Consider the following 20,618-nt stretch of genomic DNA (forward strand, 5'->3'; position numbering starts at 1 on the left):
TCGTTTATTGCAACGAACGGTTCATGTCTCTTTATACTTGTCGGCCAAATTTTCCAGTGCTGTACCCTGCATCCGATAAGTCGTCCAGTCTTCCATTGGAACAGCCCCCATTTTCTTATAGAAACAAATCGACGGTTCATTCCAGTCCAGGCAAACCCACTCAAGACGCCCGTAACCTCTTTCACGTGTCAAATTCGCCAGGAAAGTAAAGATTTTCCGTCCGAAACCTTTCCCTCTCATCTCTGGTTTTATGTACAAGTCTTCTAAGTAAAGACCCGGTTTCCCGAGAAATGTTGAAAAATTAGGGAAGAATAAGGCAAAGGCTACAGGTTCATCCTGATATTCACCAATGATCACTTCGACCATTTTTTTCTCAAACACATACTCTCTTAAGCGCGCTTCTGTCGCAACCACTTCATCCAGCATCTTTTCATAGACGGCCAGCTCTCTAATCATTTCCAGAATCAGATCAATATCTTTTTCTTCCGCAAAACGTATTTTAAACTGCTTCCCCTTCAAATCTCTTAACATCTTAGATATGCTCTCCTTTTATACTTCTTCCTTCAAGCGTGAGGGCCAAACTCACCTTTGAATGTGTAGCGACAAATTTCGGTTGTCTCGTTCTGGTACTCACTGATTCCCCGGTATCCTAAAACAAACCCGCATTTTTCGAGCACTTTCTGAGAGGCGATGTTTTCCCCATGACAAATACCATAAACCGTTTTTATATCGAGCTGTGCCATGACCACAGGTAGAAATGCACGTAAAGCCTCAGTTGCATACCCTCGACCGGTATAGTCTTTTGATATATGATAACCGACCTCCCACTTATCACCCAACTGAAGTAACTGCACGTATCCTATATATTTTTTATTGTTGATCAGTATAGGGTAGACAAACGGTCCTGCCGGATTTTTATAGGCAATAATCAGCTGCTCGACAGCCTCTTCCGCTTCATTTTGTGTTTCGAACACTTCATCAGGTACAAATCGTCGTGTATCCTCATCAAGCGAACCTAAATAGACGCTCTCACTCATATTTCTTTCAAATTCGGTTATGACAACCCTATTCGTTTCAATGAACATTTATTATCTCAATCCTCCTGCTGATACTATAATTAAAGGTGACTCGTTCAGATCTTGACCTGGTTTAAAACCGCCATCCTAATAAATACCAGCCTATAAAACCAACGATCATCGCACCGACAACGATCCATACTGTCCAGCTTACTTTTCTTTCATGTTTGCTGACCTCTTTGCCTGCGGTCATGCGCTCGTAGGCAGTGACCATCACGACTAAGATAAAAACGAGCCCTATGAAAATACCCAATTTCCCACCTCCATTTTTTAACAATCAATATAGTGTACATCTAGACGATTGAAACATAGCATCAGACTTTATATTCCAGCTGACAGTCAAAAGGCTCATCTGCAACTAATTTTTCGCTATATTCCTCAGCTTCTTTGCAGCCCACATTTTTATAGAAAGCTATGGTTTCTTCTGACGAGTGAGCAGAAATATAAAGTTTTTCAGCACCCATTTTTTTGGCTTCTCTTGAAGACAAGTCAAATAACTTTTTCCCCAATCCTTTGTGTCGATAACCATAGGAAATATGCAGACTCGAGAGCTGCAGATACTGATGTTTGGAACCTAACCTTTCATTCTCAACAGATGAAAAACCGACCAGCTTGCCTTCCTTAAAGACGCCAATGACCACTCCACTCGCTGCCAGTGTGCCTTTCAGATCCTCTGTCAGTGATTCATAGTCTTTTTTATCCCACTGTTCCTTGAATGCTATGTCCTTCAGTAACCATTTGTCTTTCTCAAAACGCCAGCAGCGTGTAACTTCCTGGAAGCGATCAAAATGCGAAAACAGGTCAAGACTTAAATCCGATGTATTCAACTTTTTGTACTCGTAATCCTGTTCCATTCATGTCACTCCATTCATCATTATTTTTTAAAGATTCGATAACAGGTCTCTAGCAAGTTGTTCTCGGCTTAAATATCTGTATCGTGCGCTCTCAGCATCATCCTGTCAACCCGTTAAGGTCAAATGTAAGCTTCGTGATTTGGGCTTTTCTGTCCGGGGTATTAACTTTTTAGGCCAAGTGATCAACATCGTATTTCATCAAATAATCAGTTTGTTCATCATCGCCTAGTTTAAAGACATGCTTATCGAACGCGACAAATCCGCTTTTTTCGTAAAAGTGTATAGCTTCCGTATTCTTTTCCCAGACTCCCAGCCAGACAAAGTCCATCTGCCTGTTTTCAGCCTCTTCGATAGCCTTATCCATCAGCTTGCGGCCGATACCCTGCTTTTTATACTTTTTTAATACATAGAGCCGCTGGATCTCCAGAGAATTGCTATACCCTTGTTCTGTCTGAGCATCCTCAAGATTCAATTTCATATAAGCCGCTACGTTGCCTTCCAGTTCCACAGCATAAAAGAGTGAAGCTGGGTTGGCAAGCTCCTGTCTTACCTGTTTTGTATTGATATTTTCCATGAGGTAATTTTCAATATCTTCTGCTGTATTGTCAGGTCCGAATGTTTCAACAAATGTTTTTTCACTGATGGCTTTGATTTTGTCTAAAAAATCCAGTTCAACCTCTTTGATTATCAGGTCACTCATTATAATCCCGCCAGTTGGCTTATACTCGCTTTTCTAACTATATAAAACAGGTAGTTCAAGCTGCTTCTTATTCATTATATAAGACACGACATTAAATATAAACACCGCTTCTTCCTGTTACCCTAAATGCTACATGAAACTGCCTCTATTCCTTTCAGCAAACTCCCGGAAACTGGTCGGTTTTTTACCAGTCAGTTTTTCAAACTCGTCTGTCACTTTTTCTGCTGTCCCTAGTCGCGTCATCAAATAGAGTGCCATGGTCACGTTGACATATTTCTTGTCTAATCCCCGATTATTTATATAGTGACTGCGGTAGCTTAAGAATCCGGGATCGGCATATGATATATGCTTCTTTGTCACCTGACTCAATAGCTCTGCCACTTCAAAGTAGTCCAGTGACTGGGGACCCGTTAATGTATGAGCCGTGTTTTTATATCTTTCCGGATCTTTAAGTACTGTTGCTATGGCCAGTCCAATGTCTGCGGCATCGATAAAGCTGGTTTTACTTTTACCCGCCGGCACAAGGATCTTATTGTTTTCTTTTATTTCTTCAGCATGAATGCCGGATAAGTTCTGCATGAAAAAGCCGGGGCGGATATGCGCAAAGGGAAGACCCAGTTCAGAGATATATTTCTCAATTTTATGATGCGGAGGAATCGGATTCTTTTCAACGCCCATTAACGATAAAAAAGAGACGAGTTTTATGCCATGTTCCTTCATGATTTGAATAAACGGATAGAGGTCTTCTGCTTTTCCCAAATGAGGCGGTCTCATAAGAAATACTCTATCTACTTCCTGCAGTGCAGCATCGAAGGTTTCCTCTTTCGTGAAATCCAGTTTCACTCGTTCGACATCTTTGCCATATATCTTAAGGAGTTTCTGTGTATCAGTGCCTGCAACGACGATCGATGCGTTCATTTTGAGCAATTCATTTGCAGCGTATTTCCCTACGGTTCCGGATGCTCCTGTGACAAGTATTTTCATATTAATCCGCCTTTTCTAATATAGTGTTTGCTTTTTCCATCAAACCAATAAATGTACAGAAATCATCCACGCCCATTTCATTTTTAAGTGTTTCTACTGTTTTGATGTAATCATCAAACGTTGTGTCCAGAAGTTTTTGACCAGCTTCAGTTACTTCGAGAATATAACTGCGCTTGTCTGCTTCTGACTTTCTTTTCTCAAGGTATTCTTTGTCGACTAATGCATTGACCATTGACGTGACAGAAGGCTTGGCGATCTTAAAAAAATCGCTGACCATAGAGGGTGTGACAGAAGCATTCTGTTTTCGGATGAAGATCAATACGCCCATTTCACTTGATCTGACAGATATTTCTGATTTTGTGTTCATTTTCAATCGGCAAAACATCCCGATGATGTCTGCGCTGTAAAGTAAATACTCACTCATGATATACTCCTTAGGTTTTTAGTTAGTCTGACTAACTAAATTTTAACTTTACATTACTTGAATGTCAATCTTCAGCTTTAATGTAAGAATGATTTTGATTTTATTTTCTCAAGAGATAGCTACCCTCTATTTCTCATGAATAAAAAAGCGCTGATGAATGAGCGTGTACATCATTCATCAGCGCTTGCTTTAGTAAAGTGCTATTAAAAAATCCAAGGAAAGATAAAGGCGACAATGGCTGCCCATAATCCGTATATTGGTAAGTACTTAGTCACAGCATTCTGAACAGGTATCAAATCTGACTTGCCGGTCAGGAACCTGGTATATGCTATTCCTATCCAGATAAGATTAGCCCAGATCAGAACGTTTACACCCAAAACAGCCACCCGGTTTGGAGTAATGCCATAAGATGTCAGTCTGAATACTATCGCGGATAACGCTACTGTGTCGATGATCAGTGCAAGAAAAATCAGTGCACTGTTAACAAAATCTGAAACCATTCTTCTCCCGTCTGAATCACTTCCTGTAATGGTAAAAATAGTGAGAGCCAGTACAAGCAACAGTACGCCGTTAAAGGATAATAGAAAATCGCGGTCCATAAATGGATTTTCTCCAATCGACACGACCATGATCAAATAGGCGAGTAATGTCAAAAGAACAAGCGGACTGAAGATCTTAGCCAGGTAAGATGCAATATGCCGGCCGTATTCTAAATTTCGTATCACAAGGTATGAGGCCACGACCGTGAGTCCCGTTGCACCAAACAAGACGACATTCCTGAAGTAAAAATCCGCGATATCCAGACCGGCAAAGTAAAACAGCTGCATCGTCAAGCCGGTCAAGATCATCCCGCTGATCGCCATGCTGGCATAAATCACCGCAAATTCCCCGTTAAACTTAAGATAAGTCAGTCGTTCTCGCCCTTTTTTATATGCATTCCCTGTAAATGCCAGTCCCGTGACCACCCATAAGAATATGGGCAAATGCAGATACGCCAGAATGATGCTGTCCGATTCCTCCATCGGCAGAAGGTTGAGATAAACGAGTGACACAAAGAAGGCGCCTATGACCGTATATAAAATGCTTTTCTTCGGAGGATTTCTATACATAAAATATCCGGCTATAAAAGGCACGACACCAAAGACCAGGTTGATTGGTGTAATCAATTCTTCCAGCGCAAGGTGAAACAACCCGCGTGAAGTCAGCCCGGCAAGTAATGCCATGAATCCCATAAAAAGAAAATCCTTATTCATGAACCTTGCCTTCTTTGATCCAGTTTCTTCCTGATAATTCAACCGTTCGTGCCAGACAGCAAGGACCAGTGATTGCGCATTTCTTTCCCAGGCTTCCTCGAATGATCGTTTAAACGCATCCGGATCTTCCCGAAAAAGCTTCTCCAGTTCATGCGGGTCATCGATGTTGGAAATGACCTGATTCCTATTACCCATAATTGAACCTCCTCATGTTATTATCCATTCTGATAAATATATGTACCATTAACGGAGTATTTTGACACCTTTATAGTAGCAGGTATTTTATTGATAAACAATAAATAACCTATGAATATCAATATATTTAATGAAATTTTATAAAAATAGGCGCCGCTCCTATGGGAGCGACGCCTCTAATGATTATTCAGTTAGTTTTCTACAGAAACACTGACGATCTCGTCTGTCTCTGCTTCCAGATTTTTCTCAAATTCATCCAGCAAGTCACGTACCTGGTCTGTCGTCTTCGTTTCCATCAAAGCGGTTCTCAAGCCACTAGCTCCGCGAATCCCACGGACATAGATTTTAAAGAAGCGACGCAGTGGTTTGAATGACTGCTGCACTTCTGCTGAAAACTCATACTCGTCAAAGAGATCAAGATGCAACCTTAAAAGTCCCAGCATTTCCTCGGCGCTATGTTCCCTTGCTTCTGTTTCAAAAGCAAAGGGATTCGTGAAGACACCGCGACCGATCATGACACCGTCGACACCATATTTTTCAACGAGTTCCAGTCCCGTTTGACGGTCTGGGATATCGCCATTGATGGTGATCAGTGTATCCGGCGCCACTTCATCTCTTACTTTGACGATATCGGGGATCATTTCCCAGTGCGCATCGTACTTGCTCATTTCTTTTCTCGTACGCAGATGGATCGACAAGTTCACGATATCCTGCTTCAGCAAGTGAGTGATCCAGTCACGCCATTCATCCAATTTCGTATAACCCAGTCTCGTTTTCACACTGACCGGTAAGCCCCCAGCTTTAGCTGCTTCGATCAGGTCGGCTGCGACTTCAGGACGACGGATAAGGCCTGAGCCTTTGCCTTTTCCAGCGACGTTGGGCACCGGGCAGCCCATATTGATATCGATACCGGCAAACCCGGCTTTGGCCATATCGATACTCATCTCGCGGAAGTATTCCGGCTGATCGCCCCAAATGTGAGCAACCAATGGCTGTTCATCTTCTGTAAAGGTCAGTCGTCCACGCACACTATTGCGTCCTTCAGGATGGCAGTAGCTGACTGTATTGGTGAATTCAGTAAAAAACACGTCCGGTCTGCCAGCTTCAGCGATGACATGGCGAAACACGACATTCGTCACATCTTCCATCGGCGCCAGGATAAAGAACGGTTTCGGTAGATCTTTCCAAAAATTTTCTTTCATCATATATAATCCTTTCGCTATTCAAGTCTTATTTAGAGGTATCTGTAGTTTTCTAAACATCTACTATCATTATCAAGATATGTTTTCATGAGAAAGTAATACATATCTAACCTTATCTATTTTAACTTTTACAGCGATTTTGTCAAATGTTTGAGTGTCCCTTAACCGATTGAGGCCGGTATTTGTGACCATTTTTTTACTAACAACTAGTTATTCTGATTTTTCGAGTCTAAGAGTGTTCCCACAACGATCCCGATCAGCATCCCGATGCTTGAACCGATCGGGATAGCAAAGAGCATCCCTGAGTCTATTCCACCTAACAGGCTCGTGACTAAGATCCCTACTGCGCTGCCAGCTACCAGACCCAAGCCAACACCTAGACCTAAATAATAATTTTTGTCGTGTTTGTTTTTATCAGTCATACTTATCTCTCCTAATGATTCTAGCATACCACTTATATCTGCAATTATAGAGGTAAATACTGTACTTGAATGAGTATAATGTTCAACAGCATCATTTTTAATCAAAGTAGATATTCGGTTTCGCAGACGATACTTCGTTGACGTAAAGCGACTCGTACGGAATCTCATCGATATATTCAGAGAAGGCTTCGGCCGTACCGTACACACGCACACCATACGTCTCCACGCCATGTTCTTCAACGTACTTCAAAGAATTCTTATAAAATTCCGTCTTATGAGGGGTATAGTCAATAATCTCGACAAACTCTTCCCTGTCAATTAACCAGCTCAACCGTGATTTAAAGTGTGTTTCATATGCATCCGGGAACATGATTTCAGGATCATGAAATTCTTCCCAGACATCATGAAGCATGAATAACGGATATTGCTCCGTATCAGGACTCATGTTTGAAATGGGCTCATCATCAGTATTCGGATTAAACCCTATTAAATGCATAGGATGGTTGTCACTCCAGCGTGTTTTAGGTTCTGTTGTTCTGACACCTGCCCATACGATATCCAGTTCAGGGTAGCCATTGACGAGTGAGTAAAACTCACTCATCTTAAGATCATCCTCGAAAAGTATACTCATAGAAATATAAGTCAGGTCATTCAGTTCATTTATATAATCTTGCGTGATCTCATTTTGTCTTTGTGTCGACCATTCATCCATTTCTTTAGCTTCATCCGATGCATCTTCAGGCGTAGGACGTAGGATATCTTCAAATCCTTTCCAGACATCAAACCGATTTCCGTCACCAAAAATACCATCGAAAGCATAAGTTAACTCTCCTCTTCTCATGTCGATAAAATACCGCTGTGTGTCACTTGTAAAAAGGTTTTTCAAGGGATAGCTCACTTCATATGTTCCAAATCCCTGAGATTCCTGGAAAGTATATGAGCTGACGACATACCCTGGCATATTCAAGTCAACATACGCTGTCATATCGTAAAAAAAGTCAGGATATTCTTCTCTTTCTGATTGAGTAACTGCAGTAGGGTCATAATAGAACTGATCTACGACTGCTGAAACACCGTAAAATATGCCAACATACAGTAAGATCACGATAAATACAGATATCATCACAACCTTTGCAAGCCTGCGATTGACCAGCTTTTTTATATCTTTCGTTTCATCTGCATTCTCTATAGTTTCTTCAGGATATTCATCTTTCTCTAAAAAATCGTCCGGCAGCTGTTCAGCATAATAGTCTTCAATGGACGCATACTTTTCCAGCTCTTTTTCGACGATCGCTTTCTCTTCTGCTGTAGCTGTTCCCTCTTTATAACGCTTTAATAACTCTTTAAAATTCATACGGATCCTCCTTCAATGCTTTTCCCAGTTTCTTGCGTGCCCGGTAAAGTGTCGTTTTCGTATTGCTTTCCGACCAGCCGACCGTCTCTGCGATCTCCTTGATACTCATCTCACTGTAGTAATAAAGATAGATGACCTCCCGGTAACGATCCGGCTCCAGTTTCATCAGGTGGTCATATAAACGCTGGTCTCGTTCTTTATGTAGATAACTCTTTGCCGGTCCTCTTTGAGACATTTGTGGTAAGACCTTTTCATAATCCCCCATCGATACAGAGGCGTGTTTCTTTCTTGTCAGATCGATGAAGTGGTTCTTCAGCACCCTGAAAAGCCAGTACTTGAACGATCCTTTCGGTACGTTCGAGGCGATAAAGGCCTTGTAGAAGGTTTCACTGACGAGGTCTTTTGCTAAGTCTTCATCTCGTGAGAGACTCAAGGCATAGAGATACAGGCCTTTACGATATTTTTTATAGGCGTTATCCATGGCATCCGACTTCATCTGAACCCTCCTTTCACTCTATATACGTTTAACTTTGGAAAAGGTTACACTTTTTTATCATTCTTTTTTTATAAGAACATTCACTCTATACAAAATCTACTCTCTTGATAATCTTTGAGGGCTTATCGGTACAAGTGAAAGTGGATTATCTATTTACTTGTTCCAAATAGACAGTTGTGAGACAAGTGACAAGATCAACAGCATCCACTTGTACCGCAAATCTGTATTCGGTACAAGTGTCTGTACTTTAAGGAGTCACATCTACCAAATAAGTCTTCTTTAAAGTCAATAGGAGTTATTTTTCGTCTGGCGAAAATCTTCCTTCTTTATCACCGGCTTATTTAACGATGTACTAGACAGATAGTCCTAATATGACAGTGTGAGTTGAACCTATCGTTTTATCTCTTACTATACTATAAAAAAAGCTGTCTCTGTATGGACAGCTTTATACATATTCTAAAAATAAAGGAAAAAAGTGCGCGGCAGCATTCACAACTTTGTGCCCACAAATCATAGTCCGCCAAAAGTTGTTTCTGCCTTCTCATTTTCCGCGATTTTGTAGCTGTTTCTTCCATCTTTTTTTATACAATACATCGCTTCATCACTTTTAGAAATCAATTCATCTACAGTTTCCCCATGAACAGGGTACACACTTATCCCGATACTTGCGCCTATATGGCATTCGTTACCATTTACTACGATTGGTTTAGTCAGTTTGTCTAAAATTCGCTCTGCTGTATGCTTGATGTGTCCTTTTTGGGCTTTATTTAATAATACAACAAATTCATCTCCACCGATTCTTGACGCCATATCCTTCGAGTGAATTGACTTGCTTATTTTTTCTGAAACTTTTTTTAATAATTCATCCCCAACCTGATGTCCAAAACGATCATTCACTGTTTTGAAATAATCCAGATCAATGAACATGAGAGCAAAAGAGTCATGATTTTTCTCTGCTCTCTCGATATAATCTCCCAAGGCTGCCATAAAATGTCTTCTGTTTGACAGACCTGTGAGCGCATCATAATTAACGAGAGTATTGAGTTGTGTGTTTTTTTCTTCCAATAGCTTTGCATATTTTTTTATTTGTCCCAGAATATCGAAATATTCATACTTCTCTTTGCCGGTATAACTGTACAGCAGGCCGAAACCCATGACGATGTAACTTAACAGGAACAGATTATGAGCAAGCCACCAGACTGAACTCCAAGGTGTCGAAATCATAAACATAATCGTTGATTCCATGATCAGACACAGTCCGATCAAGAATGAAAGGATCGTAATATTCGATTTCACTTTATAAGAATAATAATATTTCAGCGCATTGATGCCTATGAAAATCAAAGTGATGACTTTTGTCAGTATAGCAAAATATGTATCTCTCAAATCGGAATGTTTAAAAGCAGGAAGTATCTCCGGATTGAATACCGCATAATAGGAACCCCCGGACAGTAGGATCAATAAAAAGAGCAGCATGTAGCCATTAAAGTACTTTCTGATTCGATCATTATGTTCCAGCAAAGTATCTGGAACAAACAGCATCAACGCTAACCAGAAGCGACTTAAATCACCGAATAAAACAAACACATTTATATTATCTATAATATGCGGAAAATTGAAACGTTGGGCTATGGCCGTATCTGGGGTAGTCAATGCATGGAAGGTGTAAAACACGCCTACACCGAGAAACCCTATAGCAATAAAAAATATTTTTGTGACTCTGCTCTTTTTATATTCTTTGTAGGCACTGAAGCCAACTAGCAACGCGATTGCGGAGCTAAAGATCACGTAATAAAAATGCAAGTCTATATTCATGCTCATTTCTGATACATTATTGACTAAATAATAATAAACGACCAGAGGTAAAATAATGAAGAGACCTGCTGTTACATTGATTTTTTTATTTGATAGCATTCTGTTTCCTTTCTAAAACAAAAAATTCTCGGACGGTGATATGTATATGATGATCAGAAGAATATGAGGACCTTCAATTACAACGAAACTAATTTATGCAGCCGAAGCCTGGCGTCACTTAAAGGGTGATTTTTACCAATTTAAATAAAAATATCACAAAACCGTCAATATAACGTTCGTGATATTAATCACTCGACTAATTATACAGAGTCTGATCTTATAGTGTCAACAATCGACTGGTGTTAAAAGCAGCTATATCAACACACACTTGTTGCATCGTTTTTTCGTTCATTTGTGAAAGTCATTTCATTAACTGCTGTGGCTTACGCGCCAATTATCCTAACTTAAAGGTCTGATCATTAAATGTATAACCGATCGACCTCTTCAACTTACATTCTTGTATAAAGTAATTATCATTCAGCATCCACGGAAAAAAACTTTTGAAATCTTGATGAAGAAAAATACCGTCCGATCAAGGTTATATACTCCTTGACCGGACGGTATGTCTGTTTGCAAAGTTCCCAGTGGCTGCTAAAAAGATATTCAAACTCTTCTCTCTCAAACTATGAATCGACCCTGGCGAGTAGGACCCTGCTTTGATTTTCTAGTGCAATGCACTGCCTGTAGTCACCGCTCAGTAAGAATAGAGCCACGCCTGATACAAGCTGTTTTATAATGTCTACTGAAGAAAATGCTAAGTTGAGTTGTCACTAAAAGGTGGACGTTCGGACTTCTCATGTTCAGTTGTCGCTTGAGAAGGCCTAAAAACAGGCTGATAGTGACCAGCCAGAGGACTATCTCATTGGAGCAGTCAAAAGACCCTCTTTTACGTGACTGCCCGAAATAATCAAGCGTCTGAGTAGTCACTACACTGCCCAATAGTCCCCACCCGCTAAGTTCAAACAATCGACTTGGCAGAAAGTTTTGACTATACGTAACTTTCATCAAGCTGTAAAAAGTTCAGTGGTCATTACTGACTTTAATCAGGTCTGCCCATAATGAAATCAGCCCGTTTTCCTTTTTTCAAAAAACAGTAAAAATACCTTATGAGTTACGGATTGCAATACTGGCAGTTGCCTGGGTCTGCTTCCTTTATTCCCTCAGGATATTTTTCTTCTTCACTATAACCACATTTACTGCAGTTATAATGATATGACAAGGTCAATTGAGTAGGTTTTTTACACCATTTACACGGCAGCCCTTTTGTTCTGTCTGTTATTTTAAATCCGGGCCATTGGCAACTTGGGCAGAGACTGGTTATGTTTTTTACAAGATCCCTAGTCGCAGCCTCGATATTTTTCATGCGCTTTGGATTGTACAATGCTCGCATATCTGTCTCCAGGAAAATTTCATTATCAGCTGATTCCTCTAAAGCATATAAAACTGCCTTTTCCAGGTTTTCCTTGGTTGTGATCCCCTTGATCATCTCATTTGGATCCTTTGAATGTTCACTTACCTTTACTACTATACCCGTTTCGGGAAAACCGGCAGATAGAGCAAATTCATAGGCGTCTGTAAAGTTTTTCACTCGCTTATGTTTGAAATCCGTTTCTGTCGTTGCTGCCATACCGCTGATTTCGATATCATTCTCTTTGTCTATCAAAAGGACGACTTCACGGTTAAAAGGTATAAAGGGAATATGAGGATGTGGTCCAAATGTCCCTTCACTCGCAATAGCTAAGGACTCGTTATATAACGCTAGGGCCCCTTCAGCTTTACGACGCGCTGCTTCAAACTGCCCGCCGATACGATCGACGTCTCCTGTAAAGGTCCCATACTTATCTGAATTAAAACCTTTAGGAACAACGGTCTTGATTCCCAATTCTTTTTCTAATATAGGTGAAATAACTTCTTCTTTTTTGTGCATCGTCGCTAGAATACCAGTCCTGTTTTTAAACAGTGACTGCAAAACTTCCTCTTGCTCCATCATCCAAACTCCTTTTCAAACAAAATAACCCTAAACATCCATAAAATGTTACAAAAGTTCTATTAACCACTTGTCTATCATAGCAAATTATTTTCTTGAAAACATTAATTTTTTTGATTCCAGTTGTGTCTTCAGTTCACGCCTCAGACTAAAGCATACTTTAAAACAGTATGGCCTCTATGTATTTATTTTTCTTGATTTAATTTTTTATTCTTCCAAATAGACCAGTAACAGAACAAGCCCATTCACACTATTATTGAATGGGCTTGTATTGCATGTGTTGAATGATCAAAGAAAAGCTGCCTAGTTAACTGTCTATTGCATGTCTCTCAGAAATAGACAGAAACAGCGGGTCAGTGTAGGTATACTACAGCTAATTATTTGATTTTTCTCAGTAGATAGAGTAAATAAGGAGCGCCGATGAGTGTAACGACTAGACCGGACGGTATTTCTTTGGGCGTGATCAGTACACGCCCCAGAAAGTCCGCCAGGTTCAATAACAGTCCACCGATCATCATGCTCACAATCATCAAAGGTAAGTGGAAATACCCTATCAAACGGCGCGCAATGTGCGGAGCAAGCAAGCCTATAAATCCTATAGTCCCGACGATCGATACTGCTGCAGCACTCAATGCTGCTCCTGTAATGAGAGAAAAAGCGCGCACTTTGGTGATATAAAGTCCATGACTCGCAGCAATATCATCTCCAAAGGCCAAAGCGTTCAGTGAACGGGTCAGATATAGCGCTACCGGTACGAGTATAAGGAATAACATGAGAGCGAGATACACATCACTCCATCCTTTAGCATACGTGCTGCCTGAAAGCCAGACTAGAGCAGCACTGACGACAAGTCTGGCTCTCACGACAAAGATCTGAATAAGCGCAGAACCGACAGCAGAAATAGAAATCCCTATCAAGGCCACTAACATGGGCTGAAAGCCGGTTTTTGACGTAGTAAGAAATATCACCAGCATCGCAACCATAGCACCCAGTATTGCTCCTGCCGGCATCCAGATAATGGAAACCCCCGGGAACAGGACCAGTAAAACCATTGCTCCCACTCCGGACATGGAGGTAATACCCAGCACACTTGCATCAGCTAAAGGATTTCTAAGAACCCCTTGGAGTAATACACCACTGGCCGCCATCATAGCCCCAATGATAAATGTAATGAGGACACGAGGGATGCGAAAATTCCAGATGATCACAGATGTCCATTCTGAAATAGACGCCCAATTTGTTCCGTTATACGAGAGCGATATAAACATGGCTATACAGAGAACAAGTAGCAAGACGGGAAAGAGTCTTTTTAAAGCAAGCGGTCTTTTCGTTCCGCCCAGACTTCTTTCTCCTCTTTTTTGAGCGGTGGCTGTCCGGTAAGCCAAGAACATCAACCAGGGTCCACCTATTAATGCGGTCATCGCTCCTACAGGGATTTCCTGATCGGGTTGGATCAAACGAGCCATTACATCTGCAGCAACCAGTAGTACACTACCCCATAAAAATGAATGAGTCAGTAAAGCTCTGTGTCCTTTGATACCGATCAACCTGACGATATGCGGCGCCATCAAACCGATAAAACCGACAGCCCCTACGACGCTTACGGTGACAGCTGACAGCGTGATGGCAAGGACCCATGAGAACAGTTTGACCTTACCGACTGACTGACCCAGAGATGTTGCCAATTCTTCGCCAAGAGAAAAAGCATCCAATTCACTTCCGGTCAGAATAGCGGCAAGCAAGGTAACGAGAATAAATGGAAAAGCAAACTGGACACCTGACCAGTCAAGTTGTATCAGTGTACCTGACCCCCATAAAAATAAACCACTGGTTTCATTCTCATACAGCAGCTGCAGTGCTCCCGTCGCAGATGAAAACATCAGAGAAACGACCATTCCAGTCAACGCAACACGAACGGGCTCAAGTTCTCTTCCAGAAAGACTCAGTACGAGCAGAACGGATAAAATAGCGCCGAATACAGCTACAATGAAAGGGTGATTTCCCAATAGCCCGGGGAAAAAGATGACGGAAACGACAACAGCAAAAAAAGCGCCGGCATTGATACCGAGTGTGCTCGCTGAAGCAAGCGGGTTGTGAGTCATCGTCTGCAGGATCACACCTGCCGATGCCAATGCTCCTCCTGTAAGGATACCGATGACGAGTCGCGGCAATCGCAGTCCCACAACAATGTCCTGAACCCTTCCCTCTACCCAGACTTCAGTCAGAAGCTGTTGTAGACTATATCCTGCCTGGCCTTGCGTTAAATGAGTCATGCCTATCAAAGCCAGTAAAATGAACCCTGCAGAATAGGATACAAGGGACTCCTTATTACTAGAGAACACGTTTAATCTTCCACCAGAGTATTACTGATGCGTTCAGCCACCACTTTAGCTGAAAGCGGTCCACCAAACAACCAGGCATCTCCACCTAACGGATAAGTACGCTCCTCTTCAACAAAAAACAGTCCGTTCCAGACTTGATTATCTTTAAGCTGATTCTCATAAATATTATCACTATCCTGTACCACGTATAAGTAGTTTGCATCTTCATATTTTGTCAATGCTTCAACGTTCACTGTACTGAAGCCGTATACTTCAAACTCATCCGTTTCATGAACATTATTCAATCCGATTTTTTCGAGAATGACTGAGGCTAGAGCATTCTGTGTAAACAAACGGATCTCAGGAGCCTGACTTGCACTGAAGGCCTGCGTTAGAATGACATCATTCGTTTTCAGGTCAGCATCCTCGATACGCGCTTTTGCCGCTTCATATGTAGCATCAAGATCAGCAAGTACATCTTCGGCTTCATTCCGTTTTCCGACTGCTTCGGCTATTTCCTTAAAGGTTGACTCCATTTCATCGTACTGACTGATCGTTTCGTCACTTGGATACGGATCAAAAAACACAGTAGGTGCAATCGATTCTAGTTCAGTCTGTATGGCTTCATGTCTGAATTTGATTCCAATGATCAGATCCGGTTCAAGCTCGGCAATGGCCTCCAAATTAGGTTCCTGACGCGTCCCGACATCAACGACACTTTCATCAAACTCCTCTTCGATTTGAACCCAGCTGTTATAGCCTTCGATATCTGCGACGCCTGCAGGCTGGACACCAACAGCCAGTAAATCTTCAGCGTAAGTCCATTCTAGAGCCACAACCTTTTGTGCAGGTTCTTCCAGTTCCACATCACCCAGCACACCAGAAACAGTGATCGACTCAGTAATTTCAGTATCGATTTCATTCTCCGTTGAGGCTGTATCTGCTTGTGAACAGGCGGTCAAAACAAAACCACTTATCAAAGCGGAAAAAAGCGTTATATATTTTTTCATAAACGATTGTTCCATCCTTTCATTTGCGTTATTATGAGAATGAAAATCATTCTCATTTATTAATATAAACAGATTCTATCTAAATTTCAAGGTCAAACGATAGTTTAATGTGAAATTATAATCAAAGAACGGAGAATATGCATGATGGAAGACTTGATCTGTACCAACTCTCTCTCTCTAGGGTATAAAGACACTCTGGTCATTAAAGAACTGAATCTTACAATCCCAAAAGAAAAAATCACTGTCTTTATTGGAAGCAACGGCTGCGGCAAGTCTACTTTACTCCGTGCGATCGCCCGCTTACTAAAACCTAAAGAAGGATCCGTTCTGCTGAACGGAAAAGAAATCGCTACATTACCTTCAAAAGAAATCGCAAAAAAACTGGCGATCTTGCCTCAGTCTCCAGTATCTCCCGAGGGCTTGACGGTCTATCAACTGGTCAAACAAGGACGTTATCCTCACCAATCATGGATAAAACAGTGGACAGAAGCAGATGAACAACTGGTAGACAGAGCACTTGCTCTTACAAAATTAAAAGATCTACAGGATAGATCCATCGATGAGCTATCCGGCGGACAGCGCCAGCGGGCCTGGATCGCCATGACGCTTGCCCAGGATACTGATGTCATTTTATTGGATGAACCCACGACTTATCTTGATATAGCTCATCAAATCGAAATTCTGGACCTGCTGTTTGATTTAAATGAAAAAGAAAAGCGAACGATCATCATGGTTTCACACGACCTAAACCTTGCATGCCGATATGCTCACAATCTGGTCGCTATTAAAAATGGTGAAATCTATGCTCAGGGAGCGCCTGAACATATCGTTAAAAGCGATATGGTCCAGCATGTCTATGACATGCAATGTACGATCTCAACAGACCCATTATACGGCACCCCTTTATGTATCCCTTACAGCAAAGGAAGAAAAGTCGAGCCATCTTTCAAATCTACGATATAAAAAAACAGGCCCTTAAAGACCTGTTTTTTTACAGTATGAAGTTCTATATTTGCTTTTTAACTGCTGAGGGTATTCCCTTCAACTGGGATAGGATGTTCTTTAAGCATTTGTGCGAAATGTACCAGGTTATATCCAAGCGTTTCAGCACTGTTCATGGTGAAGTCGTTCTTTGTACCTTCCGCTTCAATAAAGGAAGGACCGGGACCTGCTTCACCGACCCAATACGCATCAACATTAGGCGGTATGGTGAAACCAATATGGGAAAGACCGTAAATAATAGAACGGGAAGCATTTTTGGCTCCATCTTCGTTGCCGGTCACTACAGCACCACCAACCTTATTGTAATAGATAGCCTGACCCGCTTCATTTGTCAGACTGCTCCCTCCGTATAGTCTTTCAATAGCTTTTGTCGCTATACTGCTTTTTTCTCCCAGCCAGATCGGTGTACCGATGATCAGGATGTCAGCGGCTTTGATATCCTCAAATATGTCAGGCCAGTCATCTCCTTCGCCCAAATCATCCGAAATACCAGCCGGAATAGTATAGTCAGCTAATCTGATTACTTTTGTTTCCACTTTTTTCTTCTCAAAAACCTTGACCACTTCATCGATCAGGGCACGCGTGTTGGACGGTTCCCCGCTCCCTTTCAAACTGCAATTCAAAACAACTGCTTTTAAAGACATAAAAATCCTCCTTATGATTTCATTGTTGTCTTTAGTGTATCGATAACTTTTTCAGTTTCAAAGTCTTAGCCCTCACTGGTCCATATTCGTCTGCTCGTTTAACACTGGAAAAGCTTTGGATAACTCGCACAGCTGGATATACTTTGCTGGATACCTCAGCTAGCTGCTGTACTTTATTCCTTTATAAAGAGAAGCTAAAGCTTCAATTAGGGTGACGATAATTATGATTACAATGGTAAAAACAAGCGACCTTTCAAAGGAGAGCGGCATGAACTCTTCGAATCGCTCAATGAACTGACTGTGCCAGATATCCATATAATAGATGATGTAAATGGAAATGGCTGCTGAAATGATATTCAATATCGAAGTGAGGCCAGCTACGGTTATCGTCCATCTGCCCTTGATCAGCTTGATCAGTTCGACTGTTATATTAAGGATGAAAATAAAGAAAATAAGGAATTCAAATAAGCTGACTGCCTCTACATCAAGAAGAGGGATGAAACCATACTCTCCACCTGACCTGTAGTATATCCCGATCCTATCTCTTAAGAAGAAAAACAACAAGAGGAACAGGGTGGTAAATACGATGGAAAAGACTGACTCTACTCTTGATATCCGGTCCTTTCCCTTAGGTAAAGAAGGTAACTTAGAGGGATCCCACTCTTCCTGCTCTTTACCCGGCTCGACGGATACGTCATTGTATTCCAATAGTACAAAAATACCCGTTACCCAAACGACTCCTTGCAGCACTGCAGAAAAAAGAGTAACAAGATAGCCGCTGATCACTTCTACGAAGCTTTCAGTGGAAAACAATACAGCCAGTCCAGATACAACTGAAATACCTATGATGATGGACAGCACAACGATTTTCAGAACAAACAGATACTTGTAGAAGTATTTGGGACCGATTAGATACCTTTCTCTTCCTCTGAAACGGTCTGCCATTTTTCTTGGATTACCGAGTTCTCTTAACACTTTATCGATTCTTTCCTCTTCTGATAACGTCTTATCTGCTTTGTCAAGACGGTAGTTGATCAGTACTCTTAATTCTTCAGCCGTTTCTTTCCTGGATTTTTCCGGAAGCTCTCGCGTCACTGCATAGATATATCTTTCGATCATCTTTCCCCGCTCCTCAGTTTAGTTATACGTCATCCTTTTCAAGATGACGGGGCATGATTTTATAGTGATTTTTATAAAACTGGATCGCTGCCAAACCGATCAGCAGAACGATCCCGATCAAGGCTGTGTATTGGAGTGCAGTATAATCGCCCTGATAGCCTTCCGGGGAAATCAGCTTGTTGTAGATGCCAAAATAAGCCCAGGCGATCGGGATCGGGAAGATGGCGTTTTCCGTATTGAATAAAACAAAAGCCGTCAACCCCACTGCAATTAGAAGAACGGTTACAGCCCAAATTTCTTCAGCTATCCCAAAGCCATTCCATTCGATTTTAACAAGCCAGGCCGAGATATTCACAACGGTCGCTATAAAAAGCCAGCCTGAGTACAATCCGAACGTAAGGGGCAGCAGCCAGCGTCTTTTCGTCTGGATTTTACCCACCCTCTTTACAATCAGAACCATAACGATCAAAAAGGCAAAAATGAAGAGGGTCGATAAGCCGATCAGGATGTAAGAAAAAGTTATGATCCAGATAATATTCAAAAAGCACGACAGCCAGAAAAGATAGTTGATTTCCTCTATCGCCTCTTCATAGTAAGCATCATTATATCTGATAAGCATGAGAATGATGGAAATGATCAGAAAGGTGTAAATCACACTCCATATACTGAAGGTCGACGGTGCCGGAGTGATCAGCGTCGGATACATATCTGATACTTCCTGCTGGGACATATCATTGATCCAACCGAAAGCACCCATGGCATTGACGATCAAAGTTAAAGCTAACAAACCGGCACTTATCCATGCTTTAGTCTTCGTTTTCATTGTTTCTCCTCCTTATATGTTTTATTCATCCATTCTTGTCCCCAACACATTTTATACTCTTTTTTTATAAGTGATCAGTCATAGATATCGGCACCTGAACAATTCAAAAAAAACACTCATTCACTTTCCTTTCGTGTCAATCTCATTATATCAAAACATTTAAGTAATCGCTCTCAATACAGTCGATAGTTTTCACCTTCTCCATCGACAATACAAAAGAGTTCCCCTGACTTTATTTTTTCTTTCAACTTTTAGAAATAATCAGTATCTCATTTTAAAAACAAAAAACTGATTTTTAAAAAAACACAACCAGTATGAGCACTAAATCATGCTGGTTGCGTTGATTTTGATAATTAAATGATTTAATCACTATTTAAAAAATCATTCTCGATAACCTCTTTAAAGCGTTTGATCCCTTTCTCGATTTGTTGGGTCAGTTCAGTCAGCTGATCAAAATCAGGATCCTCAACTAGAGCGGACTCTATAACCGCCGACATCCCTGTTTCATCACTGGTCAATCTGTAGTCTCCCATTGGATATGATTTGAATTTCTCGTGATAAGCTGACATGACTTTTCTGTTTCTTCCAGACAGCCAGACCTGGAACTCTGTCTTCTCGTGAATGAAGACCACCATGTACTTCAAGTCTTTTGCCTTTGTAAGTTCAGTGGTAAATGAGAAAAACGTCAGATCTAGATAACCCGGGTAAAGATTTGCCGATACGTTATAGTCTGGGTGATTTTCTTTAAGGTGTGTGCGTAACTCTTTCATGAACTGCATTAATCCTTTATAGGCTTCCTGTAACTCTGTTTCTTTTATCAGCTTTCCGTACGCGATCATACTTTCATTAAGAGAGGCCATACTACTTTCCCCTTCCTGTAGCATTTACAGTGGCTTCA

At 41.2% G+C, this 20,618-nt stretch carries 21 protein-coding genes; 1 reads left to right on the forward strand and 20 read right to left on the reverse strand.

The genetic code is table 11. From position 1 onward, the window contains the following. Positions 1-21 precede the first annotated feature (21 nt). The 16 genes from BM049_RS05420 to BM049_RS05495 all read right to left on the reverse strand — a co-directional run bounded on the left by BM049_RS05420 (position 22) and on the right by BM049_RS05495 (position 16,132). Positions 22-531, reverse strand: a complete 510-nt coding sequence (locus BM049_RS05420; protein WP_091529308.1) for a GNAT family N-acetyltransferase — start codon at positions 529-531, stop codon at positions 22-24. 32 nt (positions 532-563) lie between these two features. Further along, a complete protein-coding gene (locus BM049_RS05425) occupies positions 564-1,085 on the reverse strand; it encodes a GNAT family N-acetyltransferase (RefSeq protein WP_091529309.1) in 522 nt (173 codons plus the stop codon). Between the two features lie 64 nt (positions 1,086-1,149). Then, a complete protein-coding gene (locus BM049_RS05430; RefSeq protein WP_091529311.1) occupies positions 1,150-1,329 on the reverse strand; it encodes a hypothetical protein in 180 nt (59 codons plus the stop codon). 61 nt (positions 1,330-1,390) lie between these two features. Then, entirely contained in the window at positions 1,391-1,930 is a 540-nt protein-coding gene (locus BM049_RS05435; RefSeq protein ID WP_091529312.1) for a GNAT family N-acetyltransferase, read from the reverse strand. A gap of 169 nt (positions 1,931-2,099) precedes the next feature. Next, positions 2,100-2,630: a GNAT family N-acetyltransferase gene (locus BM049_RS05440; protein ID WP_091529314.1), complete on the reverse strand. Its 531-nt coding sequence runs from the start codon at positions 2,628-2,630 to the stop codon at positions 2,100-2,102. Positions 2,631-2,759: 129 nt separating this feature from the next. Beyond that, on the reverse strand, positions 2,760-3,614 hold the full coding sequence (locus BM049_RS05445; protein WP_091529316.1) for an SDR family oxidoreductase: 855 nt from the start codon (positions 3,612-3,614) through the stop codon (positions 2,760-2,762). Between the two features lies 1 nt (position 3,615). Beyond that, positions 3,616-4,038: a MarR family winged helix-turn-helix transcriptional regulator gene (locus tag BM049_RS05450; protein WP_091529318.1), complete on the reverse strand. Its 423-nt coding sequence runs from the start codon at positions 4,036-4,038 to the stop codon at positions 3,616-3,618. A gap of 203 nt (positions 4,039-4,241) precedes the next feature. After that, a complete protein-coding gene (locus BM049_RS05455) occupies positions 4,242-5,486 on the reverse strand; it encodes a DUF4153 domain-containing protein (protein ID WP_091529319.1) in 1,245 nt (414 codons plus the stop codon). A gap of 191 nt (positions 5,487-5,677) precedes the next feature. Beyond that, on the reverse strand, positions 5,678-6,688 hold the full coding sequence (locus BM049_RS05460) for a tRNA dihydrouridine synthase (RefSeq protein WP_091529321.1): 1,011 nt from the start codon (positions 6,686-6,688) through the stop codon (positions 5,678-5,680). 206 nt (positions 6,689-6,894) lie between these two features. Continuing rightward, positions 6,895-7,110, reverse strand: coding sequence for a hypothetical protein (locus tag BM049_RS05465; protein ID WP_091529322.1), 216 nt, complete (start codon positions 7,108-7,110; stop codon positions 6,895-6,897). A gap of 97 nt (positions 7,111-7,207) precedes the next feature. Further along, entirely contained in the window at positions 7,208-8,464 is a 1,257-nt protein-coding gene (locus BM049_RS05470) for an anti sigma factor C-terminal domain-containing protein (RefSeq protein ID WP_091529324.1), read from the reverse strand. Beyond that, positions 8,454-8,960 carry an RNA polymerase sigma factor gene (locus BM049_RS05475; RefSeq protein WP_091529325.1) on the reverse strand — a complete coding sequence of 169 codons (507 nt, stop codon included), beginning with the start codon at positions 8,958-8,960 and terminating at the stop codon, positions 8,454-8,456. Before BM049_RS05475 ends, BM049_RS05470 begins: the two co-directional genes overlap by 11 nt. A 510-nt stretch (positions 8,961-9,470) precedes the next feature. After that, positions 9,471-10,874, reverse strand: coding sequence for a sensor domain-containing diguanylate cyclase (locus BM049_RS05480; RefSeq protein WP_091529327.1), 1,404 nt, complete (start codon positions 10,872-10,874; stop codon positions 9,471-9,473). Positions 10,875-11,925: 1,051 nt separating this feature from the next. Next, positions 11,926-12,804, reverse strand: a complete 879-nt coding sequence (locus BM049_RS05485; RefSeq protein WP_218147213.1) for a DUF6671 family protein — start codon at positions 12,802-12,804, stop codon at positions 11,926-11,928. A gap of 374 nt (positions 12,805-13,178) precedes the next feature. Next, positions 13,179-15,143 (reverse strand): iron ABC transporter permease, encoded by a 1,965-nt coding sequence (locus BM049_RS05490; RefSeq protein ID WP_218147214.1) that lies wholly within the window; start codon positions 15,141-15,143, stop codon positions 13,179-13,181. Positions 15,144-15,145: 2 nt separating this feature from the next. After that, complete coding sequence (locus tag BM049_RS05495; RefSeq protein WP_091529331.1) at positions 15,146-16,132, reverse strand: ABC transporter substrate-binding protein; 987 nt, start codon at positions 16,130-16,132, stop codon at positions 15,146-15,148. 141 nt (positions 16,133-16,273) lie between these two features. On the opposite strand from BM049_RS05495, the gene BM049_RS05500 reads away from it, so the two are divergent. Then, positions 16,274-17,095, forward strand: a complete 822-nt coding sequence (locus tag BM049_RS05500; RefSeq protein ID WP_245751869.1) for an ABC transporter ATP-binding protein — start codon at positions 16,274-16,276, stop codon at positions 17,093-17,095. Between the two features lie 56 nt (positions 17,096-17,151). On the opposite strand, the gene BM049_RS05505 is transcribed toward BM049_RS05500, so the two are convergent. From BM049_RS05505 to BM049_RS05520, 4 genes are all read right to left on the reverse strand, one after another. Continuing rightward, positions 17,152-17,778 (reverse strand): flavodoxin family protein, encoded by a 627-nt coding sequence (locus BM049_RS05505; RefSeq protein ID WP_091529333.1) that lies wholly within the window; start codon positions 17,776-17,778, stop codon positions 17,152-17,154. Between the two features lie 159 nt (positions 17,779-17,937). Beyond that, a complete protein-coding gene (locus tag BM049_RS05510; protein ID WP_091529334.1) occupies positions 17,938-18,897 on the reverse strand; it encodes a hypothetical protein in 960 nt (319 codons plus the stop codon). Positions 18,898-18,919: 22 nt separating this feature from the next. Continuing rightward, positions 18,920-19,720, reverse strand: coding sequence for a TspO/MBR family protein (locus BM049_RS05515; protein WP_091529336.1), 801 nt, complete (start codon positions 19,718-19,720; stop codon positions 18,920-18,922). Positions 19,721-20,082: 362 nt separating this feature from the next. Further along, the gene (locus BM049_RS05520) at positions 20,083-20,580 is read right to left on the reverse strand and encodes a DUF7000 family protein (RefSeq protein ID WP_091529338.1); all 498 of its coding nucleotides are present in this window, start codon (positions 20,578-20,580) and stop codon (positions 20,083-20,085) included. Positions 20,581-20,618: the final 38 nt, after the last annotated feature.

This window comes from Alkalibacterium subtropicum, assembly GCF_900112455.1.
GTDB lineage: Bacteria > Bacillota > Bacilli > Lactobacillales > Carnobacteriaceae_A > Alkalibacterium > Alkalibacterium subtropicum.